Source organism: Roseateles asaccharophilus, from assembly GCF_031458115.1.
GTDB lineage: Bacteria > Pseudomonadota > Gammaproteobacteria > Burkholderiales > Burkholderiaceae_C > Pelomonas > Pelomonas asaccharophilus_A.
This window is the reverse complement of the sequence record NZ_JAVDXV010000008.1, coordinates 82617-109023: the sequence shown is the minus strand read 5'-3', so window position 1 is coordinate 109023 and position 26407 is coordinate 82617. Positions and strand designations below refer to the sequence as shown.

Annotated in this window: 28 protein-coding genes; 8 read left to right on the top strand and 20 right to left on the bottom strand. The window is 67.0% G+C overall.

The genetic code is table 11. From position 1 onward, the window contains the following. Positions 1 to 4: 4 nt before the first annotated feature. The 18 genes from era to J2X21_RS19460 form a co-directional block, all read right to left on the bottom strand. Positions 5 to 934, bottom strand: coding sequence for a GTPase Era (gene era, locus J2X21_RS19545; protein WP_310331410.1), 930 nt, complete (start codon positions 932 to 934; stop codon positions 5 to 7). Continuing rightward, positions 934 to 1620 (bottom strand): ribonuclease III, encoded by a 687-nt coding sequence (gene rnc, locus J2X21_RS19540; RefSeq protein ID WP_310331408.1) that lies wholly within the window; start codon positions 1618 to 1620, stop codon positions 934 to 936. Before rnc ends, era begins: the two co-directional genes overlap by 1 nt. A 16-nt stretch (positions 1621 to 1636) precedes the next feature. Then, on the bottom strand, positions 1637 to 2017 hold the full coding sequence (locus tag J2X21_RS19535) for a DUF4845 domain-containing protein (protein WP_310331406.1): 381 nt from the start codon (positions 2015 to 2017) through the stop codon (positions 1637 to 1639). Positions 2018 to 2028: 11 nt separating this feature from the next. Further along, positions 2029 to 3003 carry a signal peptidase I gene (gene lepB / locus J2X21_RS19530; protein ID WP_310331404.1) on the bottom strand — a complete coding sequence of 325 codons (975 nt, stop codon included), beginning with the start codon at positions 3001 to 3003 and terminating at the stop codon, positions 2029 to 2031. Between the two features lie 42 nt (positions 3004 to 3045). After that, on the bottom strand, positions 3046 to 4854 hold the full coding sequence (lepA, locus tag J2X21_RS19525; protein WP_310331402.1) for a translation elongation factor 4: 1809 nt from the start codon (positions 4852 to 4854) through the stop codon (positions 3046 to 3048). Positions 4855 to 4884: 30 nt separating this feature from the next. Further along, positions 4885 to 5112, bottom strand: a complete 228-nt coding sequence (locus J2X21_RS19520) for a hypothetical protein (protein ID WP_310331399.1) — start codon at positions 5110 to 5112, stop codon at positions 4885 to 4887. Positions 5113 to 5373: 261 nt separating this feature from the next. Then, complete coding sequence (locus J2X21_RS19515) at positions 5374 to 6825, bottom strand: Do family serine endopeptidase (RefSeq protein ID WP_310331398.1); 1452 nt, start codon at positions 6823 to 6825, stop codon at positions 5374 to 5376. 57 nt (positions 6826 to 6882) lie between these two features. Then, a complete protein-coding gene (locus tag J2X21_RS19510) occupies positions 6883 to 7395 on the bottom strand; it encodes a hypothetical protein (RefSeq protein ID WP_310331396.1) in 513 nt (170 codons plus the stop codon). Positions 7396 to 7424: 29 nt separating this feature from the next. Further along, positions 7425 to 8003, bottom strand: coding sequence for an RNA polymerase sigma factor RpoE (rpoE, locus tag J2X21_RS19505; RefSeq protein WP_310331394.1), 579 nt, complete (start codon positions 8001 to 8003; stop codon positions 7425 to 7427). Next, complete coding sequence (locus J2X21_RS19500) at positions 8000 to 8395, bottom strand: hypothetical protein (protein WP_310331393.1); 396 nt, start codon at positions 8393 to 8395, stop codon at positions 8000 to 8002. The genes rpoE and J2X21_RS19500 overlap by 4 nt, the downstream gene beginning before the upstream one ends. A gap of 36 nt (positions 8396 to 8431) precedes the next feature. Further along, the gene (gene fabF, locus J2X21_RS19495; protein ID WP_310331391.1) at positions 8432 to 9676 is read right to left on the bottom strand and encodes a beta-ketoacyl-ACP synthase II; all 1245 of its coding nucleotides are present in this window, start codon (positions 9674 to 9676) and stop codon (positions 8432 to 8434) included. Between the two features lie 36 nt (positions 9677 to 9712). Further along, positions 9713 to 9952 carry an acyl carrier protein gene (gene acpP, locus J2X21_RS19490; protein WP_056204266.1) on the bottom strand — a complete coding sequence of 80 codons (240 nt, stop codon included), beginning with the start codon at positions 9950 to 9952 and terminating at the stop codon, positions 9713 to 9715. Between the two features lie 112 nt (positions 9953 to 10064). After that, entirely contained in the window at positions 10065 to 10808 is a 744-nt protein-coding gene (gene fabG, locus J2X21_RS19485) for a 3-oxoacyl-ACP reductase FabG (RefSeq protein ID WP_310331389.1), read from the bottom strand. A 4-nt stretch (positions 10809 to 10812) separates the two neighbouring features. Beyond that, positions 10813 to 11760, bottom strand: coding sequence for an ACP S-malonyltransferase (gene fabD, locus J2X21_RS19480; RefSeq protein WP_310331387.1), 948 nt, complete (start codon positions 11758 to 11760; stop codon positions 10813 to 10815). Between the two features lie 11 nt (positions 11761 to 11771). After that, positions 11772 to 12770, bottom strand: a complete 999-nt coding sequence (locus tag J2X21_RS19475) for a beta-ketoacyl-ACP synthase III (protein ID WP_310331384.1) — start codon at positions 12768 to 12770, stop codon at positions 11772 to 11774. Next, the gene (plsX, locus tag J2X21_RS19470) at positions 12767 to 13861 is read right to left on the bottom strand and encodes a phosphate acyltransferase PlsX (protein WP_310331382.1); all 1095 of its coding nucleotides are present in this window, start codon (positions 13859 to 13861) and stop codon (positions 12767 to 12769) included. Before plsX ends, J2X21_RS19475 begins: the two co-directional genes overlap by 4 nt. 104 nt (positions 13862 to 13965) lie before the next feature. Continuing rightward, positions 13966 to 14151 (bottom strand): 50S ribosomal protein L32, encoded by a 186-nt coding sequence (rpmF, locus tag J2X21_RS19465; protein WP_233375308.1) that lies wholly within the window; start codon positions 14149 to 14151, stop codon positions 13966 to 13968. Between the two features lie 161 nt (positions 14152 to 14312). Next, on the bottom strand, positions 14313 to 14870 hold the full coding sequence (locus tag J2X21_RS19460; RefSeq protein WP_310331381.1) for a YceD family protein: 558 nt from the start codon (positions 14868 to 14870) through the stop codon (positions 14313 to 14315). A gap of 32 nt (positions 14871 to 14902) precedes the next feature. On the opposite strand from J2X21_RS19460, the gene J2X21_RS19455 reads away from it, so the two are divergent. Both J2X21_RS19455 and J2X21_RS19450 read left to right on the top strand, forming a co-directional pair. Next, on the top strand, positions 14903 to 15478 hold the full coding sequence (locus tag J2X21_RS19455; RefSeq protein WP_310331380.1) for a Maf family nucleotide pyrophosphatase: 576 nt from the start codon (positions 14903 to 14905) through the stop codon (positions 15476 to 15478). After that, positions 15475 to 16239, top strand: a complete 765-nt coding sequence (locus tag J2X21_RS19450) for an SAM-dependent methyltransferase (RefSeq protein ID WP_310331379.1) — start codon at positions 15475 to 15477, stop codon at positions 16237 to 16239. The genes J2X21_RS19455 and J2X21_RS19450 overlap by 4 nt, the downstream gene beginning before the upstream one ends. A 7-nt stretch (positions 16240 to 16246) precedes the next feature. On the opposite strand, the gene J2X21_RS19445 is transcribed toward J2X21_RS19450, so the two are convergent. Both J2X21_RS19445 and J2X21_RS19440 read right to left on the bottom strand, forming a co-directional pair. Then, positions 16247 to 17698: a DEAD/DEAH box helicase gene (locus J2X21_RS19445; protein ID WP_310331378.1), complete on the bottom strand. Its 1452-nt coding sequence runs from the start codon at positions 17696 to 17698 to the stop codon at positions 16247 to 16249. 26 nt (positions 17699 to 17724) lie between these two features. After that, on the bottom strand, positions 17725 to 18852 hold the full coding sequence (locus tag J2X21_RS19440) for an MraY family glycosyltransferase (protein WP_310331376.1): 1128 nt from the start codon (positions 18850 to 18852) through the stop codon (positions 17725 to 17727). A gap of 196 nt (positions 18853 to 19048) precedes the next feature. On the opposite strand from J2X21_RS19440, the gene J2X21_RS19435 reads away from it, so the two are divergent. The 6 genes from J2X21_RS19435 to J2X21_RS19410 all read left to right on the top strand — a co-directional run bounded on the left by J2X21_RS19435 (position 19049) and on the right by J2X21_RS19410 (position 26405). Further along, positions 19049 to 21025, top strand: coding sequence for an SLBB domain-containing protein (locus J2X21_RS19435; protein ID WP_310331375.1), 1977 nt, complete (start codon positions 19049 to 19051; stop codon positions 21023 to 21025). Between the two features lie 10 nt (positions 21026 to 21035). Then, positions 21036 to 22124: a Wzz/FepE/Etk N-terminal domain-containing protein gene (locus tag J2X21_RS19430; protein WP_310331374.1), complete on the top strand. Its 1089-nt coding sequence runs from the start codon at positions 21036 to 21038 to the stop codon at positions 22122 to 22124. Positions 22125 to 22190: 66 nt separating this feature from the next. Then, entirely contained in the window at positions 22191 to 23252 is a 1062-nt protein-coding gene (locus J2X21_RS19425) for a Gfo/Idh/MocA family protein (RefSeq protein ID WP_310331372.1), read from the top strand. Positions 23253 to 23335: 83 nt separating this feature from the next. Beyond that, complete coding sequence (locus J2X21_RS19420; RefSeq protein ID WP_310331371.1) at positions 23336 to 23908, top strand: acyltransferase; 573 nt, start codon at positions 23336 to 23338, stop codon at positions 23906 to 23908. Between the two features lie 2 nt (positions 23909 to 23910). After that, a complete protein-coding gene (locus J2X21_RS19415; RefSeq protein WP_310331370.1) occupies positions 23911 to 25017 on the top strand; it encodes a DegT/DnrJ/EryC1/StrS family aminotransferase in 1107 nt (368 codons plus the stop codon). Positions 25018 to 25037: 20 nt separating this feature from the next. Beyond that, on the top strand, positions 25038 to 26405 hold the full coding sequence (locus J2X21_RS19410; RefSeq protein ID WP_310331368.1) for a lipopolysaccharide biosynthesis protein: 1368 nt from the start codon (positions 25038 to 25040) through the stop codon (positions 26403 to 26405). Positions 26406 to 26407 lie beyond the last annotated feature (2 nt).

Below are 26407 nucleotides of genomic sequence, written 5' to 3'. Positions count from 1 at the left end.
GCGGTCACTCGTAGCCGTAGCTGCGCAGATGCTCTTCGGTGTCCGCCCAGCCCGAGCGCACCTTGACCCACAGTTCCAGGAACACGCGACCGTCCATCAGGTGCTCCAGCTCCTGACGGGATTCGGAACCGATGCGCTTCAGCCGCTCGCCGCCCTGGCCGATGATCATGCCCTTGTGGGCGTCGCGCTCGACGACGATGCTGGCGCTGATGCGGCGCAGCTCGCCCTCCTCTTCCCACTTGTCGATGACGACGGTGGACGTGTAGGGCAGCTCGTCGCCGGTCAGGCGGAACAGCTTCTCGCGGATGATCTCGCTGGCGAGGAACTTCTCGCTGCGGTCGGTCAGCGCATCCTCGTCATAGAACCAGCCCTGCTCGGGCAGGTAGGGCTTGAGGATCTTGAAGAGGCGCGTGACGTCGGCCTCCTTCTTGGCCGACAGCGGCACGAACTCGGCGAAGTTGCGGCGCTCCTGCATGCCCTTGAGCCACGGCGCCAGCTCGGCGCGACGGTGCACGGCGTCCAGCTTGTTGGCGATCAGCACGACCGGCTTGTCCTCGGGCAGCAGGCCCAGCACCTTGGCGTCGTCCAGGCCGAAACGGCCGGCCTCGACGACGAACAGCACAAGGTCCACGTCGGCCAGCACGCCGTGCACGGTGCGGTTCAGCGTGCGGTTCAACGCAGCGTTGTGCTTGGTCTGGAAGCCGGGCGTGTCGACGAACACGAACTGCGCTTCGTCGACCGTGCGCACGCCGGTGATGCGGTGACGCGTGGTCTGGGCCTTGTCGGACGTGATGCTGACCTTCTGGCCCACGAGGGCGTTCAGCAGCGTGGACTTGCCGACGTTCGGCCGGCCGACGATGGCGATGAGGCCACATCGTTGAGGGGTCGGCTGGGCCGGGCCTGCGGGGGTGTTGGGGGTGACGTCGTCTGTCATCAGCGGCCTCGTTCGTTCAGTCGATCCAGCAAGCGACGTGCCGCCTCTTGTTCGGCGGTGCGGCGCGAGCGGCCTTCGCCCAATGCGGCCATGTCCAGCGCCGGCACGGCGCATTCGACCTCGAAGGTCTGGGCATGGGCCTGGCCACGCGTCGCAATGATGCGGTAACTGGGCACCGCGATGCGGCGCGCCTGCAGCCACTCCTGCAGCGCGGTCTTGGCGTCCTTGCCGAAGTCGCCCGAACTGGCGGCCGTGGCGATGGTTTCGCCCAGCAGGCGGCGCACGATGTCCAGCGCGGCCTCGTAGCCGGCGTCGACATGGGCCGCGCCCAGCACGGCTTCCACCGCGTCGGCCAGGATGGATGGGCGCTGCGCGCCGCCGCCTCTGGCCTCGCCGTCGGACATCTTCAGCACCTCAGGCAGGCCCAGCGCCAACGCGAGCTTGTGCAGGCTGTCCTCGCGCACCAAGTGCGCGCGCACGCGGGTAAGGTCGCCCTCGTCGGAGCCGGCGTAGCGCTCGTACAGCAGGCTGGACACGGCCAAGCTGAGCACGGCGTCGCCGAGGAACTCGAGGCGCTCGTTGTGGTCGGCGCCATAGCTGCGGTGGGTCAGCGCGCGCAGCAGCAGTTCGGGCCGCTGGAAGCGATGGCCCAGGCGGCGCTGAAGGGCATCGAGCGCAGCGTTCATCGTCGCAGCGCCGGGGTCAACGCGATTTGCCGCGGTACTTGATCAGCAGGTACACCGGCCCGAACAGGTCGACTTCCTTGTCCCAGCCGAACTCGATGACGACCTTGTCGTTGCCGTCCTTGCTGACCGTCAGGTCGGCGCCTGTGAGGCTCACGATGGAGTACTCGACTTGACGGACCCGGTCGAACTCCTGGCGCACGGCCGGCACGGTGGACGGGTTGGCTGCGGCAATGCGGTCGACCACCCCCTTGACCGTGTAGTACTCCAGCACGGTTGGGAAGACCTTCATGCCGATGACGGCCGTCACGGCGATGACGGCACCCCAGAAGATCAGGCCCACCAGCGTGAAGCCGCGCTGGGCATTTGAGGACGACGGGAAGCGACGGCGGCTGCTCATGGGTGCATCAATCAGAAGGAGGTACCGATGCGCTTGAGGTTACCGAAATTCATCCACACCAAGAAGGCCTTGCCCACGATGTTCTCATCCGGCACGAAACCCCAGAAGCGGGAATCGCGCGAGTTGTCACGGTTGTCGCCCAGCATGAAGTACTGGCCGGCCGGCACCTTGCAGGTCACGCCCTCGACGGTGTAGCGGCAGTTCTCCTGGAACGGGAAGGGGCCGTCGGCACGATCCGGACGGAAGAAGCGCTGCGCATCGGACTGCACCAGGATCTGGTGCTCCTTGTCACCCAGCTTCTCCAGGAAGCGCTGGCGGTAGACGCGGGCATCCTCGTCGTAGAAGTTGCCTTGCGGCTGCACGGGCGCTAGCTGGCCGTTGATGTAGACCTTCTGGTTGATGTAGCTGATCTCGTCGCCCGGGATGCCGGCCACACGCTTGATGAAGTCGGTGCTCGGGTCCTCGGGGTAGCGGAACACCATCACGTCACCGCGCTTCACGTCGTTGTTGGCGATGATCTTCTTGTTGATCACCGGCAGACGCACACCGTAGTGGAACTTGTTGACCAGGATGAGGTCGCCCACCAGCAGCGTGGGTACCATGGAGCCGGACGGGATCTTGAACGGCTCGAACAGGAAGCTGCGCAGCAGGAACACGACCAGGATCACCGGGAACAAGCCGGCGGTCCAGTCCAGCCACCACGGCTGCTGCAGGAGCTGCTGGCGTGCCGGCTCGATGTCGCCGTCCACGCGGCTGATGCCTTGCGACGCCAGGTTCTCACGGCGCTTGGCGTCGCTGTCGACCAGGTTCTGCGCGGCGCGGCTGCGTGCCGGCGCGAAGTGGAAGCGCTCGGCCAGCCAGTACAGCATCGTGACGGCGGTCAGGATGAACAGCAGCAGCGCGAAGTTGCCGGTCCAGCGCCCGAGGTACCAGCCACCGAGGTAGGCCACCAGGGCCGCGTACAAAACACCGGTCAGAGCGCTCATCAGGGAGGTATTCAAGGCGGGGTGGGGGTAGAACGGTAGGGGTCAGTCGTCGACCTGCAGGATGGCGAGGAAGGCCTCTTGAGGCACCTCGACCGAGCCGATCTGCTTCATGCGCTTCTTGCCGGCCTTTTGCTTTTCCAGCAGCTTGCGCTTTCGGGTGATGTCACCGCCGTAGCATTTTGCCAGCACGTTCTTGCGCAGCGCCTTGATGTTCTCGCGGGCGATGATGTTGGCGCCGATGGCCGCCTGGATGGCCACGTCGTACATCTGGCGCGGGATCTGCTCGCGCATCTTGGCGGCCACGCCGCGGCCGCGGTACTGGCTCTGGCTGCGGTGCACGATCATGGCCAGCGGGTCGACCTTGTCGCCGTTGATCATGATGTCGACCTTGACGACGTCGGCGGCGCGGTACTCCTTGAACTCGTAGTCCATGGACGCATAGCCACGCGAGGCCGACTTCAGCTTGTCGAAGAAGTCCAGCACGATCTCGGCCAGCGGGATCTCGTAGGTCAGCATGACCTGCTTGCCGTGGTAGGCCATGTTCAGCTGCACGCCGCGCTTCTGGTTGGCCAGCGTCATGACGACGCCGACGTAGTCCTGCGGCATGTACAGGTGCACCGTGACGATGGGCTCGCGGATCTCGCGCATGCGGCCCACGTCCGGCATCTTGGACGGGTTCTCGACCTGGATGACCTCGCCGTCGTTCATCTCCACTTCGTAGATGACGCTGGGCGCCGTCGTCACGAGGTCCTGGTCGAACTCGCGCTCCAGGCGCTCCTGCACGATCTCCATGTGCAGTAGGCCCAGGAAGCCGACGCGGAAGCCGAAGCCCAGCGCCTGGCTGACCTCGGGCTCGTAGCGAATGGAGGCGTCGTTCAGGCAGAGCTTCTCCAGCGCGTCGCGCAGCTGGTCGTACTCGCTGGCCTCGGTCGGGTACAGGCCCGCGAACACCTGCGGCTGGATCTCCTTGAAGCCGGGCAGCGCCTCGGTCGCGGGACCGGCGTTGTTGGGCAGCTTCTTTTCCAGCGTGACCGTGTCGCCCACCTTGGCGGCCACCAGTTCCTTGATGCCGCAGATGATGAAGCCCACCTCGCCGGCCTTCAGGCTGTCCCGGTTCTCGCTCTTCGGCGTGAACACGCCCAGGTGCTCGATGGGGTAGACGGCGTTGGTCGCCATCATGCGGATGCGCTCGCCCTTGCGCAGTTCGCCGTCCACCACGCGCACCAGCATGACGACGCCGACGTAGTTGTCGAACCAGGCGTCGATGATCATCGCGCGCGGCGGCGCATCGGGGACGCCCTTGGGCGGCGGCATCTTGGCGATGACGGCTTCCAGGATCTCGTCGATGCCCATGCCGGTCTTGGCCGAGCAGGGGATGGCGTCGTCGGCGTCGATGCCGATGACGTCCTCGATCTCGGCCTTGGCGTTGTCCGGGTCGGCCGACGGCAGGTCCATCTTGTTCAGCACCGGCACGACCTCGACACCGAGGTCCAGCGCCGTGTAGCAGTTGGCCACCGTCTGCGCTTCCACGCCCTGCGACGCGTCGACAACGAGCAGCGCGCCCTCGCAGGCCGACAGCGAGCGGCTGACTTCGTACGAGAAGTCCACATGCCCCGGCGTGTCGATCAGGTTCAGGTTGTAGACCTGACCGTCCTTGGCCTTGTATTGCAGCGCGGCGGTCTGCGCCTTGATGGTGATGCCGCGCTCACGCTCCAGGTCCATGGAGTCCAGCACCTGCGCCTCCATCTCGCGATCGCTCAGCCCTCCGCAGCGCTGGATGATGCGGTCGGCCAGCGTGCTCTTGCCGTGGTCGATGTGGGCAATGATGGAGAAGTTGCGGATGTGGTTCATGGAGTCTGCAATGCGCGAGGCCGGAAGGCTTCAACGGCGCGAGCCGTTGCGGGGAAGGCTCAAATCGCGCAGCGATGTGAAGGCGCGAAGCGCCGTGCCGAGAACATAAAAAAAAGGCACGTCGAAGAGGTGACGCGCCTTCCAACAAAAGGTATGGCAACTGCTTGTTGGGCTTCCATTGTAGCCAAAAGCATCGGCCGGGAAACCGCACCAGCATTGGTTCTCCGGCCGTTGCAGGTCACCAACAAGGATTTTCATCCACAGCTTATCCACAAGTTCTTGTGAATCTCCTGTGGATCAAATCTTGCCGCCGTCGGCGGCGCCGGATTCCTGCGCAGGACACCGCTTTCGGCGGCGCGTCGAGCCTGATTTTAGCGGTTGGGGCGAACAATCCGCGACCGGAAACTTAAGTTAGCCGGCGCCAACTTCCATCAGCGGTGGACAACCCGGCCTGAAGCTCGCGCCGAGCTTGCCGCATCGCGGAAAGCCCGACTGGCCGGCCGAGTTTTCCTTGCCTTGTCACTTGACCGGCTTCAGCAGCACGAAGGTGACGATGTCGTCGCGGCGCACGAGCAGGTTGATGGTCTTGGTCTTGTCGGCCTTGGCGATCTGCGCCTGGAAGGCCTTGACCGTGGCGACCTCGACGTTGTCGACCGACAGAATCAGGTCGCCTTCGCGCAGGCCGGCCCGTGCGGCGGCACCCGTGGCGGCCTCGACGCGCACGCCCGCCTTCAACTTGAGCTCCGTGCGTTGCGCCTCGGTCAGATCCACCACCTTGAGGCCCAGGGCCGCACTGGGGCTGGCCGTCGACGCCGACTCGCCATCCGGTGTCGCGCCACTGCCGGCGGCACGGCTGCGCTCATCCTCGGCAATGGTGACCACCAGATCCTTGTAGGCACCGCGACGGAACACGGTGAGCGTGGCCTTGGCGCCCGGCTTGACGGTCGCGATGAGACGGCGCAGGTCGGCCGCCTTGTCGACGATCTTGCCGTCCACCTTGGTGATGACGTCGCCCCCCTCCACGCCCGCCTTCTCGGCCGGGCTGCCGGCAATGACATTGCCGACGAGCGCGCCCTGGGGCTTGCCCAGCCCGATGGCTTCGGCGACCTCCTTCGAGATGTCGCCCGGCAGCACGCCCAGATAGCCGCGCACGACGCGACCGCCGGCCCGCAGTTCATCCGCCACGCGGATCGCGTCGCCAATGGGGATCGCGAACGAGATGCCCATGTAGCCGCCGCTCTGGCTGTAGATCTGCGAGTTGATGCCAATGACCTCGCCGCGCATGTTGACCAGCGGACCGCCGGAGTTGCCGGGGTTGATGGCCACGTCGGTCTGGATCAGCGGCAGCAGTTCGCCGGTGTCGCGCTGCTTGGCGCTGATGATGCCGGCCGTCACGGAGTTCTCCAGGCCGAAGGGCGAGCCGATGGCCATGACCCATTCGCCGACCTTGGCCTTGTTGCTGTCGCCCACCTTGACGACCGGAAGGCCGGTGGCCTCCACCTTGACCACCGCCACGTCGGAGCGCTGGTCGGCACCGATGAGCTTGGCCTTCAGTTCACGCCGGTCGGTCAGCGTGACGATGACCTCGTCCGCGCCCTGCACCACGTGGGCATTGGTCAGCACATAGCCATCGGCGCTGAGGATGAAGCCGGAGCCGACGCCACGGCGCGTGGGCGCGTCCTCATCGCGCGGCGCGCCGCGGCGCTGATTGGGCACAGGAATGCCGCGACGGCGCAGCAACTCCAGGATCTGTTCGTCCGCGTCGCCCTGGCCATCCACCTGCCTGACCTTCTCGGACGTGCGGATGTTGACCACCGCAGGGCCCACCCGCTCCACCACCTCGCTGAAGTCCGGCAGCTCCCGCGCCGGTGCTGCGAGCACCGGCTGCCCCAGTGCGAAGGTGAGCGCCAGGACCGTGCCCGACAGCAGGGTGCGCGCGCGGGCGCGGGTGACAGGGTTCTCAGCGTGCATATCGACTTCCGGGTTGGAATGGGAGAGCGAAAACAGATGGGTGGGCTCGACAGCGGTTCAAGGGCGCGGGCCGGAGGCCGCCGGATCGCCCGCTGGGGGCGACCAGTCCCGCCATTCCAGCGGCGCTTCCGCTGACGCCGCGCTGTCGCGCACGACCACGTCCGGCGCGAGCGTACGGCCTGAGGCCGTCTGGGCAAAGCTGGTGCCCACAAGCCCTTGCATCGGCACTGTTTCAATCCGTGCAGCGGCGAGGCCAGCGTCGGGAGGCGCGGCGGGCCGCAACTGCGTGATGCCCACGGCCATCGCAACGAAGCCGGCAGCCACGGCGAACGGCGCCAGCCATTCACGACGCCGCCGGACAGCCGGCAGTTGCGCCGGCAATGCCGCGTGCAGTCGATCCAGCAGATCGCCGGCGCGCCCCTGCCCTGCCAGCAGATCGGCCGAGCACAGGCCGTCCGCCGCCGTCTGCCAGTTGGCCCAGCGTTCACGCAGCGAAGGGTCTTGAGCCCAGGCCCGCTCGACCTGCGCCCACTCCTGCGGCGTCGCGCAGCCGTCCATGACGGCGGACAAGGCCTGATCCAGCGCCGTGCGCTCCGCGCTCACCATCGCCGGCCTCCACTGCTGAGCAGGGGCCGCAGGCGCGCCGCCACGGCTTCGCGGGCACGAAAGATGCGCGAACGCACCGTGCCAGGCGGGCAATCCATCAGATCCGCGATCTCTTCGTAGCTCAAGCCATCCACCTCTCGCAGCAGCAACGCCCGGCGCTGATCATCAGCCAGGGCCTCGACCGCCTCGTCCAGGCTGCGCGCCAGCTGACGGCTGGCAAGCAGGGCCTCGGGGGTCGCATCGTCGCTTGGAGCCGCCCGGGTGTCGAAAGTTCCGTCCTCGTCGTCCAGCGATTCGGCCGGCCGCTGGCGGCCCAGATGACGCTTGGCGGCATTGATCGCAATGCGGTAGACCCAGGTGTAGAAGGCACTGTCGCCACGAAAAGCCGGCAACGCCCGGTAGGCGGCCAGGAAGGTCTCCTGGCACAGGTCGGCCACGTCGGCGGGATCGCGCACGCTGCGCGCCAGCAGCCGCTCGACGCGGCGCTGGTACTTGATGACCAGCATGTCGAAGGCGGCCCGGCTGCCCTCCTGCGCCTTGCGCACCAGCAGTGCGTCGGCATCCGCGCTCATGGCGACGGCACTCCTGACGGGCCAGCGAACAGCGTCGCGCGCAGCGCGGTCCAATGCGCGGACTGCTGGCGGCGCGACAGCGGCAGCCAGCGCGAGCCCGGCGCGGCCCGCAGCAGCAGCCAGCCATCCAGGTCTATCAGCACGCTCAGGCTCACGGCCATTTCGGCGGACGCATCGGGTTCGGTGAGCCACCAGGCCTGGCCGTCCCAGCGCAGCAGGCGCGGCTGCACCGCAGCTTCACGCCAGGCCCAGCCTGCCGCGAGCGGCAAGGCAAGCCACAAGGGCCACATGAACGGATGATGGCTGGTAACCCAGCCCGCAACGCCGGCCGCGGCGAGTGCCACGATGAGCGCCACCACGGCCTGCACGGCCGGCTGGGGCTCAAGTTGCACCCGGACCGGCGGCGTGCGGCGCATGGCCGGGCGGGATCAGACGCGCCTGAAGATCAGCGTGCCGTTGGTGCCACCGAAGCCGAAGTTGTTCTTCGCGGCGTACTCGATCTTCATCGGCCGCGCCTCGTTGGCGCAGTAGTCCAGGTCGCACTCGGGGTCCTGGTTGAAGATGTTGATGGTCGGCGGCGCGACCTGGTCGCGGATCGCCAATGCCGTGAAGACCGACTCGATGCCGCCCGCGCCGCCCAGCAGGTGGCCGGTCATGGACTTGGTCGAGCTGACGACCATCTGCTTGGCGTGGTCGGCGAAGGCCAGCTTGATCGCGTTGGTTTCGTTCACGTCACCCAGCGGCGTGGATGTGCCGTGGGCGTTCATGTACTGGACCTGGTCGGGGTTGATGCCCGCGTTGCGCAGCGCCGCGCGCATGGAGCGCTTGGGGCCGTCAACGTTGGGCGCGGTCATGTGGTACGCGTCCGCACCCATGCCGAAGCCCGACAGCTCGCAATAGATCTTGGCGCCGCGCTTCTTGGCGTGTTCGTACTCTTCGAGCACCAGCACGCCGGCGCCCTCACCCAGCACGAAACCGTCGCGATCCTTGTCCCAGGGGCGGGACGCGGTCGCGGGGTCGTCGTTGCGGGTCGACAGCGCGCGGGCCGCGGCAAAGCCACCCACGCCCAACGGCGACACGGCCGACTCGGCACCGCCCGCGATCATCACGTCGGCGTCGCCGTACTCGATGAGGCGGCCGGCTTCGCCGATCGCGTGCAGGCCCGTCGTGCAGGCCGTCACGATCGCCAGGTTGGGCCCCTGAAAGCCGTACTGGATGGAGACGTGGCCCGAGATCATGTTGATGATCGAGGCCGGGATGAAGAACGGCGAGATGCGGCGCGGACCGCGGTTGGTCAGCTCGCCATGGGTCTCTTCGATCAGCGGCAGGCCGCCGATGCCCGAACCCACCAGCACGCCGATGCGCTCGGCCTGTTCTTCGGTCAGTTGATCGCCGGTCGGGAGACCGGAGTCCTGCACCGCCTGCATGGCCGCCGCCAGCCCGAAATGGATGAAGGTATCCATGTGCCGGGCTTCCTTGGCGGGGATGTAATCCTCGATGTTGAAGCCCTTCACTTCACCCGCGAACTTGCACGCGAAGTTGCTCGCGTCGAAACGGGTGATGTTGGCAATGCCGGAACGGCCGGCGAGGATGTTGGCCCAGCCTTCGGCAACGGTGTTGCCGACGGGACTGATGAGGCCAAGGCCGGTGACGACGACGCGGCGACGACTCATGCGGTGCAGATCAGAGTTGCGAGAGAAGAAAGGCGCTCAGGCCTTCTGGTGCTTGACGGCGTAATCGATCGCCAGCTGCACGGTGGTGATCTTCTCGGCCTCTTCGTCCGGAATTTCGATGCCGAACTCATCTTCGAGGGCCATCACCAGTTCCACGGTGTCCAGAGAATCGGCGCCCAGGTCGGCGACGAAAGCCTTCTCGTTCGTGACGTCGGCTTCCGCCACACCGAGTTGCTCGGCGATGATTTTCTTGACTCGTGCTTCGATATCGCTCATGACTCCTCCAGGAGGGGTTTGCAGAAAACAGCCCGACATTCTACGGGCTCTAGGGTGATGCCCCTAAGTCGGGGCGCCGGGGTGGCCTGGGAGGGTCCGCAGGCCACCGGGATCAGGCCATGAACATGCCGCCGTTGACGTGCAGTTCGCTGCCAGTGATGTAGGCGCCGCCGGGCGAGGCCAGGAAGGTCACGGTCGCGGCAATCTCCTCGGGCGCACCCAGGCGGCCCAGCGGGATCTGCGCCAGCAGCGCGGCTTTCTGGGCCTCGGGCAGTACCTCGGTCATGTCAGTGGCGATGAAGCCGGGCGCGACGCAATTGACAGTGATGCCGCGGCTGCCCAGTTCACGCGCCAGCGAGCGCGTCAGGCCCGCCACGCCAGCCTTGGCCGCGGCGTAGTTGGCCTGACCGGGGTTGCCAGAGGCGCCCACAACGGACGTGATGTTGATGATGCGGCCCGAACGCTGCTTCATCATTGGCTTGATGGCGGCGCGCGATAGGCGGAACACCGCCTTCAGGTTGGTGTCGATGACGGCATCCCAGTCGTCGTCCTTCATGCGCATGGACAGCCCGTCGCGCGTGATGCCGGCGTTGTTCACCAGTACGTGCAGGCCGCCGTCCTTGGCGACGATGTCGTCCACGGCCGCCTGGGTGGCGGCGCCGTCGGTGACGTTCAACACGATGCCGCGGCCGCCTTGGGGGCCAAGCGCCTCGGTGATGCCGGCGGCGCCGGATTCGGTTGTGGCGGTCCCGACGACACGCCAGCCATCGGCGGCGAGAGCCAGCGCGATGGCGCGGCCGATGCCGCGGCTGGCGCCGGTGACGAGGGCCACGCCCTTGCTTGCAGATTCAGTCATGGTTTCAGCCTCCACCCAGGAGGGCTCGCGCCTCGGCCAGCGAGGCGGGGTCGAAGACGCAGGCGGCCTGCAGTTCGGCGTCGATGCGCTTGGCCATCCCGGTCAGCACCTTGCCGGGGCCGGCTTCGATGATGTGGTTGACGCCGCGGGCCTTCAGGGCCTGCACGACCTCAACCCAGCGCACTGGGCCGAAAGCCTGGCGGTAAAGCGCGTCACGCAATGCGTCTGCGCTGTCGGTGACGGCCACATCGATGTTGTTGATCACCGGGAATGCGGCGGCCTTGAATTCGACGGCAGTCAGGCGCTCCTTCAAGCGCTCCGCCGCCGGCTTCATCAGGCTGGAATGGAAGGGTGCGGACACCGGCAGCGGCAGCGCGCGCTTGGCACCGGCGGCCTTCAGGATCTCGGCGGCCTTGATGGCGCCGGCCTTGCTGCCGGCGATGACGGTCTGCTTGGGGTCGTTGAAGTTGACGGCCTCGATGGCCTCGCCAGTTTCCGCGGCGGCCTGCGCGCAACCGGCGCGCACGGCATCACCGTCCAGTCCCAGCACGGCATACATCGCACCGACGCCCACCGGCACGGCTTCCTGCATGGCCTGGGCGCGGAAGCGCACCAGCGGCAGCGCATCGGCCAGACTCAGCGCGCCGGCTGCAACCAGGGCAGTGTATTCGCCCAGGCTGTGACCCGCTGCGGCAACCGGCACGGCGCCGGTCTCCGCGACGAAGGCGCGCCAGCAGGCGATGCCGGCCGTCAGCATGACGGGCTGGGTGTTGGTGGTCAGGTCCAGCTGTTCCTTGGGGCCGGCGTGGATCAGCGCGGCTATGTCCTCGCCGAGCGCGGCGGAGGCTTCTTCCAGAGTCTGGCGGACTTCCGGGTGGTCGCCCCAGGCGTCCAGCATGCCGACGGCCTGCGAACCCTGCCCGGGGAAGACGACTGCAAAGGGTGCGGTCATGGGAGGAAAGATCAGTAGTTGAGCAGGGCTGCGCCCCAGGTGAAGCCGCCGCCGACGCCTTCCAGCATGACGAGGTCGCCGCGCTGTACACGACCGCTTCGGACCGCGGCGTCCAGAGCCAGCGGCACGGAGGCGGCCGACGTGTTGCCATGCTCGTCGACGGTGACGATGAGCTTGTTCAGGTCCATCTTCAGCTTCTTGGCCGTGCCCTGCATGATGCGGATGTTGGCCTGATGCGGAATGAGCCAGTCGATGTCGGCGTCGGTCTTGCCGGCCTTCTCCAGCACGGAGCGGGCCACCTTCTCCAGCACGCCCACGGCGAGCTTGAAGACGGCCTGGCCGTCCATCTTCAGGAAAGGGCTGCCGACAACCTGGCCGCCGGCCACGGTGCCAGGCGTGCAGAGGATGTCGGTGTGGCGGGCGTCGGCATGCAGCTCGGTCGCCAGGATGCCCGGCTCGGCGCTGGCGCCCAGCACGACGGCACCGGCGCCGTCGCCGAACAGCACGCAGGTGGTGCGGTCTTTGAAGTCCAGGATGCGCGAGAACACCTCGGCGCCGACGACCAGCGCCTTGTTGGCCGCGCCGGACTTGATCATCGCGTCGGCTACGCTCAGCGCGTAGACGAAGCCGGAGCAGACGGCCTGCACGTCAAAGGCCGCGCAGCCGTGCACGCCCAGCTTCTTCTGCAGCAGGCAGGCGGTAGACGGGAAAACCATGTCCGGCGTGGACGTGGCGACGATGATGAGGTCAAGTTCCTCGGCAGCGATGCCGGCAGCTTCCAGCGCGGCCTGCGATGCGGGCAAGGCCAGATCACTGGACGCCTGCTCCGGCACCGCGAAGTGGCGGGCGCGGATGCCGGTGCGCTCGACGATCCATTCGTCCGACGTTTCGATACCGTCAGCCGCCAGGCGCTGAGCCAGATCCTGGTTGGTCACCCGGTCGGCGGGCAGGAAACTGCCGGTGCCGAGGATGCGGGAATAGCGAGGGGATTGCGTTCCAGTGGGGCTCATGCGGCCTGGGCGGTGGGCGCCGCCTTGTCTCCAGCATCGCCAGGGTTCGCTTGCAGCGTGCCGACGATGCGATCGTGTACCCGGTCAAGCAGCCGGTTGCGGGCGGCATCATAAGCGCGGGCCAAGGCATTCTCGAACGCGAAGGCGTCAGCCGAACCATGGCTCTTGAACACCAGGCCGCGCAGACCCAGCAGCGCCGCGCCGTTGAAGCGGCGGTGGTCCACGCGGTGCTTGAAGCGGTTCAGCACCGGCCTTGCCACCAGCGCGCCCAGCATGCTGAGCCAGTCGCGGGTGAACTCCGTCTTGATAAAGCCGCCCATCATGCTGGCCAGGCCCTCCGAGGCCTTCAGCATGACATTGCCGACAAAGCCGTCGCAGACGACGATGTCGGTCGTGCCCTTGAAGATGTCGTTGCCCTCGACATTGCCGTAGAAGTTCAGCTGACCGGTGCTGCCAGCGGCGCGCAGCAGCTCGCCGGCCTGCTTGATGATCTCGCTGCCCTTGATGGCCTCTTCGCCGATGTTGAGCAGACCCACGCTCGGCTCCTCAATGCCGTCGACGGCCGACACCAGCGCGCTGCCCATGACGGCGAACTGCAACAGGCTCTCGGCCGTGGAATCCACGTTGGCACCCAGATCCAGCACGGTGGTGAAGCGGCCGGCGGCATTGGGCATCACCGCGGCGATGGCCGGGCGGTCGATGCCCGCCAGTGTCTTCAGCAACACCTTGGCGACGGCCATCAGCGCGCCGGTGTTGCCGGCGGACACACAGGCATGGGCCAGCGCCGGTTCGCCATCACGGCCTTCCTTCAACTGCTGGATGGCGACGCGCATGGACGAGTCGCGCTTGCGGCGCAGCGCCACCTCGATGGGGTCGTCCATCGTGACCACCTCGCTGGCGGGCACGATGCGGCAACGTGGCCAGGCCGCCGCGGCGGCCAGGGCCTCGGGCTTGCCAACGAGCAACAGCTCGGCACCGGGATGCTTGTCGAGAAAGGCGCGGCAGGCCGGCAGCGTGACCGAGGGGCCGTGGTCGCCGCCCATGCAGTCGACGGCGAGGCGGACGGGATCGGGCAGGGGCGCGTGGGTCATGGAGACGGAAGCGGTTCAGAAAAGACCAAACCCGGCACAGCGCAGGGCGCAGGCCGGGTCGGCAGATTCGTCGGTGTGCACCGCCACGCGGCGGCGCGAGAGCATCAGGCCGCGTCGGCCTTGCTCTTCAGCACCTTGCGGCCACGGTAGAAGCCGTTGGGGCTGATGTGGTGACGCAGATGCACTTCGCCCGTCGTCGGCTCGATAGCCGTGCCCGGGTTGACCAGGGCATTGTGGGAACGGTGCATGCCGCGCTTGGAAGGCGACTTCTTGTTTTGCTGAACAGCCATGAAATTCTCCAGACTCTGCGGGGTTCGGGGTTGCGACCCCGGGGAGCGAGATCAAAGCTCGAGCTCCAGGCCGCAGAAAAGCCCACGAGTGTAGCAGCGAATACGCATCTCGCCAAGCCACGCGAAACTCACGGGCCGCCGGCGCGTACCCGACCATGATTTCAGGCGCTGCCACCGCGCTTCAGGGCGGCCAGCTTGGCAAAGGGGTTGGGACGATCTTCCTCGGCTTCGACGACCTCTTCGTCCGGGGCCTGCGGCAGGGGTTCGGGGCAAGCGTCGTGACGCGGCACCAGGGGCAGTTCCAGCAGCAACTCGTCCTCGATGAGCTCGCGCGCATCGAGGTGGCGCGGCAAGGCCAGCACATCGTCGTCGCTGTCCACGTCCAGCGCCTCGGCTTCGGCCTCGGTGTCGACGAAGCGGATCCAGCGGTCGATGGCCAGCGCCTCGGTGACCGGCTTCAGGCAGCGCTGGCAGGTCAGCGCCACCTCAGCCTGGCAGGCCACGTGCAGCCAAGCCTGCGCCTGGCCTCCCTTGGGCTGGCGAACTTCACCCTGCAAGCTCCAGCGCAGTGCAGGCCAGCCCGCTGCGGGCGCCTCGGGCGCCGCGGCATCGGCCAGGCGCTGCAGCGAGGCGGCCGGCCATTCGCCCTCCAGGCTGCCGCTCTCACGGATGAAGACGGCAAGGTCGAGCTTCTCGGGAACAAAGGCGCGCGGTTTCATGACGCGAAGTTTAGGCCGGCGAGAATGAACCCATGCCCCAGTTGATCCTTGCCTCAACGTCACGCTACCGGCATGAATTGCTGAGCCGACTGCGCCTGCCCTTCGACGCCATGGCGCCCGATGTCGATGAAACCGCCCTGCCTGGTGAGGCGCCCGCGGCCCTGGCCGAACGGCTGGCGCTAGCCAAGGCGCGGGACGTGGCGGCCCGCTTCCCGGGCGCCATCGTCATCGGCTCCGACCAGGTGGCCGACCTGGCCGGCGAGGCCATCGGCAAGCCGGGCACGCACGCCGCCGCCGCGGTTCAGCTACGACGTATGAGCGGGCGTGAAGTTGTCTTCCAGACGGCCGTCGCCGTCGTGGCGCCGGGCCTGGCCGCCATCGAGCGCGCCGAGGTGCGAGTACGCGTGCGCGAACTGAGCGACGCCGCCATCGAGGCCTATCTGCGAGCCGATCAACCCTATGACTGCGCCGGCAGCGCCAAGGTCGAGAGCCTGGGGATCGCGCTGTTGGACGCCGTCGAGTCCGACGACCCGACCGCACTGGTGGGGTTGCCGCTGATCCGCACCTGTGCGCTGCTGCGCCGTGCCGGGCTGGAGCCGCTGGCATGAACAAGGGCAGACTGATCCTGATGCCGAACACGCTGGACTTCGGCGTGGATGATTCACTGGACCTGCGCGAGGTGCTGCCTCAGCGAGTCATCGAACAGGCCGCGCGCCTGGGCCACTGGGCCGCCGAGAACGCGAAGACGACACGAGCGCTGCTCAAGCGCGTCGATGCCGTCGCGCCGCTGGCTCAGCCGCTGCAAGCGGTGCAGATCGTGGAACTGCCGCGCCCGGCCAAGGGGGGCAAGCCGGGCAGCGACGACACGGCAGCCTGGCGGGCCTTGCTGAAGCCCGCGCTGGAGGGACACGACTTGGGCCTGATCTCCGAGGCCGGCCTGCCCGCCGTGGCCGATCCCGGCGCGCGCCTGGTCGCCGCGGCCCACGAGGCGGGCATCGAGGTGCTGCCACTGTCCGGCCCCAGCTCCCTGCTGCTGGCGCTGGCCGCCAGCGGCCTCAACGGCCAGAGCTTCGCGTTCGTGGGCTATCTGCCGGTGGACGCCGGCGGGCGCACGGCGCGCATTCGCGAGTTGGAGACGCTGTCGGCCAAGGCCGGTCAAACGCAACTGCTGATCGAGACGCCGTATCGGAACGAGGCCTTGCGCCAGGCACTGCTGGCATCGCTGAAGCCCGGCACACGGCTGTCCATCAGCGTGGGTCTCACGCTGCCCGGTGGCTGGACGCGCACCGCCACGGTGGCCGACTGGAAGCGGGGCAGCACCGCCGCCCTGCCCGACCGCATCCCCGCGGTCTTCGCGCTGCTAGCCTGAACGTCGATCAGGACTCGGCCGGCGCCGGTTTCTTGGCGCCGAACAGCGCCGCCACCTGCTTTTTGGGCTTGATGTAGCTGGACAGGCCCTTGGCCGGCGCTGCCGCCTTGGCCTTCTCCCAAGCAGGCGGTTCGTCGCGCGAGCCGGACTCGTAGGGCTTGTCGAAGAAAGGGTCGGTCGACGGCGGCGCGGGCGTGCGAAGGGCGGGGCTGGTAGAGCGCGATGGGCGATCCTCGCGCTCCGACGATTCATCACGGCGGCGGCGCTCGAAGCGCGGCCGCTCGGCCTCCACCTCAAAGGGGTCCAGGTCGATCTTGCGCTTGGTCAGCTTCTCGATGTCCGCCACCAGGCGGGCATCGGACTTGGTGACCAGCGTCACCGCCAGGCCCGAGGCGCCAGCACGGCCCGTGCGGCCGATGCGGTGCACGTAGTCTTCGGCGTTGAAGGGCACGTCGAAATTGAAGACGGCCGGCAGGTCGGCGATGTCCAGGCCGCGCGCGGCCACGTCGGTCGCCACGAGCAGGTCCACCTCGCCGCGCTTGAATGCGTCCAGCGACTTCAGGCGCTCGTCCTGCGACTTGTCGCCGTGCAGCGCCGCGGTGCGCAGACCGTCGCGTTCGAAGGCCCGCGCCAGGCGGGCCACGCCCAGCTTGGAGTTGCCGAACACGATGGCCTGGCGGATGGAGCGGTCCTTCAGGATCTGCTTGATGACGGCGCGCTTGTCGTCGTCGCTGACGCCGTAGAAGCGCTGCTCGACGGTCGACGCGGTCTGGTTGGGCCGCGCCGTCTCGACCAGGATGGGGTCCTGCAGATAGCTCTGGGCCAGGCGCTTGATCTCGGGCGAGAACGTGGCCGAGAACAACAGCGTCTGGCGCGCCTTGGGCAGGAAGCTGAGGATGCGCTGCAGGTCCGGCAGGAAACCGATGTCCAGCATGCGGTCGGCCTCGTCGAGCACCACGTACTCGACCTGGTTCAGCACGCAGTTCTTGGCCTCGATGTGGTCCAGCAGCCGGCCGGGCGTGGCGATCAGCACCTCGACGCCGGCCTTCAGCGCCGCGGTCTGCGGCTTCATGTCGACGCCGCCGAAGACGACCACCGAGCGCAGTTGCGTGTGTTTGGCGTACTTCTTGACGTTGTCGGCGACCTGGTCGGCCAGCTCCCGAGTGGGCGCCAGCACGAGCGCGCGCACGGGGTGGCGGGCCGGCGACACGCTGGGGTTCTCATGCTTCAGCATGCGCTGCAGCAGCGGAATGGAGAAGGCGGCCGTCTTGCCGGTGCCGGTCTGCGCGGCGCCCATGACATCGCGCCCTTGCAGCACGATGGGGATGGCCTTGGACTGGATGGGCGTCATCGTCGCGTAGCCGGAGTCGGCAACGGCGCGAAGCAATTTAGCGTCCAGCGCCAGGGTGTCGAATCGGGCGGGCGCGGCTTCCGCGGCGACCTCAGGGGTTTCTTGCATCCGGTGATTATCCCGGATGCGAAAACTTATTCGTGGTGCGACCGCGGCAAAGACTCGGAACGCGAGCGCAGCACCATCCAGCGCGGGGTGCGAAAACGCACGATGCGCCAGTACAGCAGCACATAGCAGACCACGAACAGCCCCAGGATCATTTGCAGCATCGCCGTGTCATCCCACCAGATCGTGGCGGGCACGACGGACAAGCTGCACAAAACCCACAGATAAGGCGCGGTCAGCGCGTTGCGGCGGGTCAGCACCGCCGCGTCCTTGCTGCCAAGGGCCCAGCGCATCAGCCGGCGGTAGATGAGGCTGTGAAGGTGAATGCCATCGGGCATGCCGGCCGGCCGGCCGCGCACGACCTTGCGCCGGTAGATGGAGAACACCGTCTCCCAGACCGGATAGGCGCACAGCAGCAGCGGGAACATGGGCGACACGCCGGGATTGCGCACCAGCAGCAGGATGGAAAGCTCCGCCAGCATGAAGCCCAGGAAGTAGGCGCCACCGTCACCCAGGAAGATCAGGCCGTTGGGGTAGTTCCACAGGAAAAAGCCCAGCGCCGCGCCGACCACGACGATGGCCATTGCGGCAATGACTTGGTCGCCCACCTGCAGGGCCACATAGGCCAGGCCGGCCAGCATGATGGCCGTGCACATCGAGGCAAGGCCATTCATGCCGTCGATGATGTTCACCGAGTTGGCGACACCGGCGACGACGAAGACCGCCAGCAACGCGGAGCCCAGGTAGGTCGAGGCGATCAGATCCAAGCCCGGGATGCCTGTGGTGGGGATCGAGGCTCCCAGCAGCGCGACCCCCAGCCCCGCCGAGAACGCCGTGGCGAGAAGACGCCGAAACGGGCTGACTTTCTTGGTCAGGTCCTCGACCAGGCCCGCCGCAAAGGCCGGCACGGCACACAAGGCCAGCCACAGCACCGGCGCCATGAACTCACGCTGGCGCCAGGCCAGCAGACCGGTGGCGATCAGGAAGCCGGTGAAGATGCCGATGCCGCCAACGCGCGGAACCGGTTCCGAATGGAACTTCTGCGGGCCCGAGCGGTCGAAGTCTGCCGACAAGGCGCCGTGCAGGTGGGCCGAGCGAACAAGCAGCAGGGTGATGACCAGCGCAGCACCAAAGCTGGCAAAGAAGACGATGAGCATGAAGAGGCGATGGCCTGTCTCTGGAGCAAGCGTCGATTGAGCGGTACTCCGGCCCAGGCGCCGCGAACGCGGGTCAGCAGTGTAGTCGGGCTAACCCCGGCATCGGCGCGGCCGCCTCCGGGTCCGCCCCTAGAATCCGGCGCTTTCATCGAGGCTGCCTCCGGCTGCCGCGCCCTGAAGTCCACTGCGAGCACGCATGAATCTCACGCCGCTTTCGCGCTCCAATGCAGCACGAACCTTGATCCAATGGGGCCGCCGATCGGCTTGCCTGGTCGGCCTGACTGCAGGCCTCACGGGCTTGGCCATGGCGGCAGACCCGGTCGAGAACCGGTCCACGACCACCTCGACGAGTACGAGCAACAGCACTGGTAGCAACGCCGACAGCGGCCCGGTGCGACTGACGGCGCCCGGCCGGGAACGTGAGCGGGACGCCCTGCGCGACCGGGAGCGCGGTCGTGACCGGGATGACGCGCGCCAGCGTCGCGACGAACTCGATCTGGATCCGCTGCGGCGCTCGACGCTGCTGCCGCCGCCCAGCGAATTCGAGACCTATGTGCAGAGCCTTCTGCCTCTGGAACACCCGCCCATTCAGCGCTTCGGTATTGACCTCATCGCCGGAGACAAGTTGCCTCGCGCCGATGCCGAGAACGGGGCCGAGGTGCCTGCGGACTACGTCGTCGGTGTCGGCGATGAGCTGCAGATCGCCATCTGGGGCAGCGTGGATGCCGACCTGCGACTGACCGTAGATCGTACCGGCCGCATCAGCATCCCGCGTATCGGCCCGGTGCTGGTGGCGGGCGTTCGCCATGCGGACTTGAGCCATGTACTCCAGCAACGCGCGGCCCAGGTGTTCCGCAACTTCAAGCTCAGCGCGACGCTGGGCAAGGTGCGCAGCGTGCGCGTGTACGTGACCGGCTTCGCCGTGCGTCCAGGCGCCTACACCGTCAGTGCGCTGTCCACGCTGGTCAATGCGGTCATGCTGTCCGGCGGCCCGTCCGCTGCGGGCAGCATGCGCCGCATCGAACTGCGCCGCGTCGGCAAGCCGCCCACCTCCTTTGATCTGTACGACCTGCTGGTCCGGGGCGACAAGGCTGCCGACCGCAGCTTGCAGGCCGAAGACGTGGTGCATTTCGCTGCCGTTGGCGAGCAGGTCGCCATGATCGGCAGTGTGAACCAGCCAGCGATCTTCGAACTGAAGCCAGGCGAGACCGTCACTGACCTGCTGGCAATGGCGGGCGGGTTCGCTGCCGTCGGCGAACGCGGCCGCGTGCTGATCGAGCGGCTCACGGACCGCAACGATGTCCGCATCGTCGAGTTGCGTCTCCCAACACAAGGTCAGGAGAAGCCTCGTGCGGGCGACGTGGTCCGCGCGGTCAGCGCGATCACGATGGCCCAGCCGCAGAACAAGCGGAACAAACGCGTTCGCATCGAGGGGGAGGTGCAGCGTCCAGGTGAGTACCTGCTCGCCCCGGGCGCGTCGCTGGCCGATGCCGTGAAGGCGGCGGGGGGGCTCACACCCGGCGCCTATCTGTTCGGTACCGAGCTGAACCGCGACAGCGTGCGCCTGCAACAGGAGCAGAACTACGACCGTGCGTTGCGCGACCTGGAGACCGAGTTCACGCGCAAGGCCAGCACACAGAAAGCCACCACCAGCGATGAGGCCGCCGCCCAAACGGCACAGGCCGCCAATAGCACCCGACTGATCGAACGCCTGCGCAAGGTTCGCCCGACTGGTCGCATCGTGCTGCAGATGACGCCGAATGCCTCGACGTTGCCGGACCTCGCGCTCGAAGATGGCGACCGGTTGCTGATTCCCTCGCGCCCCAACACGATCGGCGTGTTCGGCAGCGTGTTCAACGGCGGCAGCTTCCTCTACGGCGAGGGCCGTACCGTGCGTGACTTCCTGCAGTTGGCTGGTGGCGCGACGCGCGGCGCGGATACGGCCAGCATCTTCGTGCTGCGGGCCAACGGCAGCGTGTTGAGCGCGCGCCAGGAGTCCGGCTGGATCCTGTCGGGCAATGGCCTTGACGCCTCCAGCGCCCTGCCCGGCGACACCATCTTCGTGCCCGAGGAGTTGAACAAGACCACGATCACACAGGCGGCCCGCGAGTGGACGCAGATCTTCTACCAGTTCGGCCTCGGCGCTGCTGGTCTGAAGGTGCTGAAGGACTGATGGCAAGCGCATGATGACCGAACAATCCCTCGCAGCCGAACCCACGTTGGGCGACTACCTCCAGGCCGTACTCGCTCGGTGGAAGCTGGTGGTGGCCGCGCCGCTGGGCGCGTCACTGCTGGCACTCGGTGCCAGCTACCTGATCAAGCCCACGTTCACGGCGTCGACCAGCTTTCTGCCGCCTCAGCAGCAGCAGCCGGGCGCAGCTGCCGGCGCGCTCGCGTCGCTTGGCGCGCTGGCGGGCCTGTCCGGCGCTATGCGCAGCTCCGGCGACCAGTACGCGTTCTTCGTCAAGAGCCGCACCGTCGCCGAACGCATGGTCGACCGCTTCGATCTCAAGACTGTTTACGATGAAGAGCTGCGGTTCGATGCACGTCGCCAGCTCGGCGCAAGCACGCGAGTGACATTGGGCAAGAAGGATGGCGTTATCACCGTCGAGGTCGATGATCAAGATCCCAAGCGAGCCGCCGACATGGCTGCGGCCTATGTCGATGAGGTGCGCAAGCTCACCGCGAATCTGACACTGACCGAGGCGCAGCAGCGCCGCACGTTCTTCGAAGGTCAGCTCAAGCAGGTGCGCACGCAGCTGGACGCCGCTCAGTCAGCCATGCAGGGGAGCGGCCTGTCCACCAGCATCATCAAGGCTGAGCCCAAAGCCGCCGTCGAGGCGCTGGCCAAGATGCGTGCCGAGCTCACAGCAGGTGAGGTTCGCCTGCAGGTGCTGCGAAACGCCTTCGCCGACTCGGCCCCCGAGATCCAGCAGCAACTCGCCGCGATCGGTCGTCTGCGCGCCGAGATTGCACGCAGCGGAGAAGCCGAGCCGCCCACGTCTGGTGGCGGCTATGTCGCGGCCTATCGGGATTTCAAATATCAGGAAGCGCTGTTTGAGCTGATTGCACGGCAGTACGAGCTTGCGCGCATCGATGAAAGCCGCGACGGCGGCCAACTGCAAGTCATCGACGCAGCCCTCGTCCCCGAGCGAAAGTCAAAACCCAAGCGCAGCCATTTCATGATGATTGCCTTCGCAGCCACCGCTGTGGCCGTGATCCTCTACATCGGAATCGGGCTGAACCGCAGCCGAACCAAGGCCACCGCCTGACCTTTAGCGACAAGGGCACGCCACTTAACAGGAGGCGCCTGTCCTGGCGACAGACGACTTGAACCCATGAACGTTTTCTCCCAATCCATCACCGGACGCAAAATCCGTTTCGCACTTGCCGGCTGCGGCCGCATTGCCAAGAACCATTTCGAAGCGATCCGCAAGCTCGCCGACCACTGTGAGCTGGTCGACGTCTGCGACGTCGACCCCAAGGCGCTGGAAGAGGCCACTGCCGCCACCGGCGCAAACGGTCATGCCAGCCTGACCGCGATGCTTGCTGCTACCCAGGCCGACTGCGTCGTGCTGACAACGCCCAGCGGCCTGCATGCACGCCAAGCAACGCAGGTCGCCCAGGCCGGCTTCCATGTGATGACCGAGAAGCCCATGGCCACCCGCTGGCAGGACGGCCTGGCGATGGTGAAGGCCTGCGACGACGCCGGCGTGCGCCTGTTCGTCGTCAAGCAGAACCGCCGCAACTCCACGCTGCAGCTGCTGAAGAAGGCGGTGTCGTCGGGTCGTTTCGGCCGCATCCACATGGTCAACGTGAACGTGTTCTGGACGCGCCCGCAGAGCTATTACGACAGCGCCGCCTGGCGCGGCACCTGGGAGTTCGACGGCGGCGCCTTCATGAACCAGGCCAGCCACTACGTCGACCTGCTGGACTGGATCGTCGGCCCGGTTGAAAGCGTGATGGCCTACACCGGCACGCTGGCCCGCAACATCGAGGTCGAGGACTCCGGTGTGGCCGCCATCAAGTGGCGCAGCGGCGCGATGGGCTCCATCAACGTGACGATGCTGACCTACCCCAAGAATCTCGAGGGCTCGATCACCATCCTCGGCGAGAAGGGCTCGGCCATCATCGGCGGCGTGGCCGTCAACGAGATCAAGCACTGGGAATTCCAGGACGCCGATCCGATGGATGCCAGCATCAAGGATGCCAGCTACCAGACCACGTCGGTCTACGGCTTCGGTCACCCGCTGTACTACGAGAACGTCGTCGGCGTGCTGCGCGGCGAGGCAGAAGCGGCGACCGACGGCCGCGAAGGCCTGAAGTCGCTGGAGCTGCTGATCGGCCTGTACCAGTCGGCCCGCGATGGCCGCCGCGTGAACCTGCCGCTGCAGTACTGAGGTGAACATGTCCCCACGTTCGCTTTGCTCACTGCCCCCCGCGGGGGCACGTCAATGCCTTCGGGCGGCCGGGCGGCACTGACATGGCCGTCACCATCCACCCGTCTGCCATCGTCGACGCCGGCGCGCAGATCGGCGACGGCAGCCGCGTCTGGCACTTCGTGCACATCTGCGCGCAGGCCCGCATCGGCGAGCGCTGCTCGTTCGGCCAGAACGTCTTCGTCGGCAACGACGTGCTGATCGGCAACAACGTCAAGATCCAGAACAACGTGTCGGTCTATGACGCGGTCACGCTGGAAGACGACGTGTTCTGCGGCCCCAGCATGGTGTTCACCAACGTCTACAACCCGCGCGCGGCCGTCACGCGCAAGGACGAGTACCGCCGCACCGTCGTGCGCCAGGGCGCCACGCTGGGCGCCAACAGCACCATCGTCTGTGGCACGACCATCGGCCGCTTCGCCTTCATCGGCGCCGGCGCCGTCGTCAACCGCGACGTGCCCGATTTCGCGCTGATGCTGGGCGTGCCGGCCCGCCAGGCCGGCTGGATGAGCCGACACGGCGAACGTCTCGAGTTCGTCGGCGACCAGGCAGTCTGCCCCCACACCGGTGATCGCTACCGCCTCGTCGACGGCCGTTGCGAACTGATCCAGGACTGAACATGCAATTCATCGATCTGAAGAGCCAATACCAGGCACTCAAGGCCAGCATCGACTCGCGCATCCAGAAGGTGCTCGACCATGGCCAGTACATCATGGGCCCCGAAGTGGCCGAACTGGAAACGGCCCTGGCGCAGCTGACCGGCGCCAAGCACTGCATCACCGTCGCCAGCGGCACCGAGGCGCTGTTGATCGCGTTGATGGCCGAAGGCATAGGCCCTGGCCACGAGGTCATCACGACGCCCTTCACGTTTGCCGCCACCGCCGAGACCATCGTGCTGGCCGGCGCCACGCCGGTGTACGTCGACATCAAGCCTGGCGACTGCAACATCGACCCCACCCTGATCGAGGCCGCCATCACGCCGCGCACCCGGGCCATCATGCCGGTGAGCCTGTACGGCCAGGTCGCCGACATGGACGAGATCAATGCGATCGCAGCCCGCCACGGCCTGTCGGTCATTGAGGATGCGGCGCAGAGCTTTGGCGCAACCTACAAGGGCCGCTGGAGTTGCAACGTCTCGCGCATCGGCGCCACCAGCTTTTTCCCCAGCAAACCGCTGGGCTGCTACGGCGACGGCGGCGCGCTGTTCACGAGCGACGACGCACTGGCCCAGGCCATGCGCGAGATCCGGGTGCACGGCCAGAGCGCGCGCTACACACACACCCGCGTAGGCGTGGGCGGCCGCATGGACACACTGCAATGCGCGGTCGTGCTGGGCAAGCTCGAACGCTTCGCCTGGGAAGTCGAACAGCGCAAGAAGCTGGGCGACCGCTATGCCGAGCTGATCAAAGCCAGCGGCGCACCGGTCGAGCTGCTCGAGGTCGCAGAAGACCGCGACTGCGTCTGGGCCCAGTACACGGTCAAGGTCGATGACCGCCAATCGATCATCGCCTCGCTCAAGGAGCAAGGCATTCCCACCGCCGTGCACTACCCGCGCCCGCTGCACCGCCAACCGGCGTATGAGCGAGCCAGTTGTCCGGCGGACGCGTTCCCGCACGCCAACGCAGCGGCCGACCGAGTGCTAAGTCTGCCGATGAGCGCGGACCTGACGGACGACCAGCAGCAGCAGGTGGTAGCAGCACTTCTCGCGGCATTCGCGCATGCCTGACCCTCGGCCCGGCACCCGCCTTGACCTCGACCGATTCACCGAAAGCTAAGGCCGTTTCAAGCGGCGGGATCTTTCGCGCCGTTCTGGTGTTGGTCAGTGGAACGGCCGTGGCGCACGGTCTGACGGCACTCGCGCTGCCAGTGCTGTCTCGCCTGTACAGCCCAGGCGACTTCGGATTGCTGGCCGTCTTCTCCAGCACGATGTCCATCGTTGCCGCAGCGGCGTGCCTGCGCTACGACGTGGCCGTCTCCATGCCCGAACACGACGAGGACGCCTGGCATCTGCTGGTACTGGCGCTGCTGTGCGCGCTTGCTGTCGCGGCTGCACTGGCCATCGCGATTGCCTTGTGCCCAGTCGCCATTGCCAACAGTCTTGGACAGGCCTCGCTACGTGATCATCTATGGCTGCTGCCAATAGGCGTTCTGATGTCGGGCGCCTACAGCACGCTCCAGGCATGGACTCTGCGCCACAAGCAGTTCACGCTGCTCGCCCGCACGCGAGTGGCTCAATCGGTACTGGCCTCTGGGAGTCAGATCGGCCTTGGATTCGCGGCGGCTGGACCCGTCGGCCTGCTGGCGGGTCAGGTCATGAACAGCGGCATTGCGAGCCTTTCTCTTGGTCTCCTCGCCATGCGCCAGCGTGCCGTGGTTTCATGGGCCCGCCTCAAGCGAGTGGCGTACGAGTACCGCCGCTTCCCGCAGTACTCGACAGGGGAGGCCCTGGCAAACAGTGCCTCTTCGCAGTTGCCCATCATCGTCATCGCAGCGCTGGCGACGCCAGCGGAAGCCGGCTACCTGATGATGGCGATCTATGTCATGCAGGCCCCCATGGCCTTGATCGGGGCAGCCATCACGCAGGTCTATCTGTCACGCGCCCCCGAAGAGCACCGGCAGGGCACGCTAGGCGCCTTCACGACCGAGATCATCGGCAACCTGATCAAGACCGGCGTCGGACCTTTGGTGGCAGCAGGCATGTTGTCGCCGTTCTTGTTTGGTCTGGCGTTCGGAACCGGCTGGGAGCGTGCCGGCTGGTTGGTCACGCTGATGACCCCTTGGTTCGTGCTCCAGTTCCTCGCTGCCCCGGTGTCCATGGCTCTGCATGTCACAGGCCATCAGCGCCTCGCACTCGTGCTGCAGTTGCTCGGCCTGCTGGCCCGTGTCGGTGCGGTCTTGGTGGCCGCCCACGTCATCCATGGAGGCATCTCGGCGGCCTATGCAGTCAGCGGCGCATTCTTCTATCTGGCCTATTTGGCAGCCGTGCTGCACGCCGTGGGCGTGCCTGCCATCGCGATCGGGCGCAAGCTTCGCAACGCCATGCCGACTGTCCTGATCTGGATCCTTGGGGCAGGCGCCGCGCTGTTGGCCATTCGCGCCGGTCAATCGATTTGACG

Excerpts from the sequence above, each read along its gene's own strand:
- era (WP_310331410.1), bottom strand. The coding sequence starts at position 934 with ATGACAGACGACGTCACCCCCAACACCCCCGCAGGCCCGGCCCAGCCG.
- rnc (WP_310331408.1), bottom strand. The coding sequence starts at position 1,620 with ATGAACGCTGCGCTCGATGCCCTTCAGCGCCGCCTGGGCCATCGCTTC.
- J2X21_RS19535 (WP_310331406.1), bottom strand. The coding sequence starts at position 2,017 with ATGAGCAGCCGCCGTCGCTTCCCGTCGTCCTCAAATGCCCAGCGCGGC.
- lepB (WP_310331404.1), bottom strand. The coding sequence starts at position 3,003 with ATGAGCGCTCTGACCGGTGTTTTGTACGCGGCCCTGGTGGCCTACCTC.
- lepA (WP_310331402.1), bottom strand. The coding sequence starts at position 4,854 with ATGAACCACATCCGCAACTTCTCCATCATTGCCCACATCGACCACGGC.
- J2X21_RS19520 (WP_310331399.1), bottom strand. The coding sequence starts at position 5,112 with ATGAAAATCCTTGTTGGTGACCTGCAACGGCCGGAGAACCAATGCTGG.
- J2X21_RS19515 (WP_310331398.1), bottom strand. The coding sequence starts at position 6,825 with ATGCACGCTGAGAACCCTGTCACCCGCGCCCGCGCGCGCACCCTGCTG.
- rpoE (WP_310331394.1), bottom strand. The coding sequence starts at position 8,003 with ATGAGCGCGGATGCCGACGCACTGCTGGTGCGCAAGGCGCAGGAGGGC.
- fabF (WP_310331391.1), bottom strand. The coding sequence starts at position 9,676 with ATGAGTCGTCGCCGCGTCGTCGTCACCGGCCTTGGCCTCATCAGTCCC.
- acpP (WP_056204266.1), bottom strand. The coding sequence starts at position 9,952 with ATGAGCGATATCGAAGCACGAGTCAAGAAAATCATCGCCGAGCAACTC.
- fabG (WP_310331389.1), bottom strand. The coding sequence starts at position 10,808 with ATGACTGAATCTGCAAGCAAGGGCGTGGCCCTCGTCACCGGCGCCAGC.
- fabD (WP_310331387.1), bottom strand. The coding sequence starts at position 11,760 with ATGACCGCACCCTTTGCAGTCGTCTTCCCCGGGCAGGGTTCGCAGGCC.
- J2X21_RS19475 (WP_310331384.1), bottom strand. The coding sequence starts at position 12,770 with ATGAGCCCCACTGGAACGCAATCCCCTCGCTATTCCCGCATCCTCGGC.
- plsX (WP_310331382.1), bottom strand. The coding sequence starts at position 13,861 with ATGACCCACGCGCCCCTGCCCGATCCCGTCCGCCTCGCCGTCGACTGC.
- rpmF (WP_233375308.1), bottom strand. The coding sequence starts at position 14,151 with ATGGCTGTTCAGCAAAACAAGAAGTCGCCTTCCAAGCGCGGCATGCAC.
- J2X21_RS19460 (WP_310331381.1), bottom strand. The coding sequence starts at position 14,870 with ATGAAACCGCGCGCCTTTGTTCCCGAGAAGCTCGACCTTGCCGTCTTC.
- J2X21_RS19455 (WP_310331380.1), top strand. The coding sequence starts at position 14,903 with ATGCCCCAGTTGATCCTTGCCTCAACGTCACGCTACCGGCATGAATTG.
- J2X21_RS19450 (WP_310331379.1), top strand. The coding sequence starts at position 15,475 with ATGAACAAGGGCAGACTGATCCTGATGCCGAACACGCTGGACTTCGGC.
- J2X21_RS19445 (WP_310331378.1), bottom strand. The coding sequence starts at position 17,698 with ATGCAAGAAACCCCTGAGGTCGCCGCGGAAGCCGCGCCCGCCCGATTC.
- J2X21_RS19440 (WP_310331376.1), bottom strand. The coding sequence starts at position 18,852 with ATGCTCATCGTCTTCTTTGCCAGCTTTGGTGCTGCGCTGGTCATCACC.
- J2X21_RS19435 (WP_310331375.1), top strand. The coding sequence starts at position 19,049 with ATGAATCTCACGCCGCTTTCGCGCTCCAATGCAGCACGAACCTTGATC.
- J2X21_RS19430 (WP_310331374.1), top strand. The coding sequence starts at position 21,036 with ATGATGACCGAACAATCCCTCGCAGCCGAACCCACGTTGGGCGACTAC.
- J2X21_RS19425 (WP_310331372.1), top strand. The coding sequence starts at position 22,191 with ATGAACGTTTTCTCCCAATCCATCACCGGACGCAAAATCCGTTTCGCA.
- J2X21_RS19420 (WP_310331371.1), top strand. The coding sequence starts at position 23,336 with ATGGCCGTCACCATCCACCCGTCTGCCATCGTCGACGCCGGCGCGCAG.
- J2X21_RS19415 (WP_310331370.1), top strand. The coding sequence starts at position 23,911 with ATGCAATTCATCGATCTGAAGAGCCAATACCAGGCACTCAAGGCCAGC.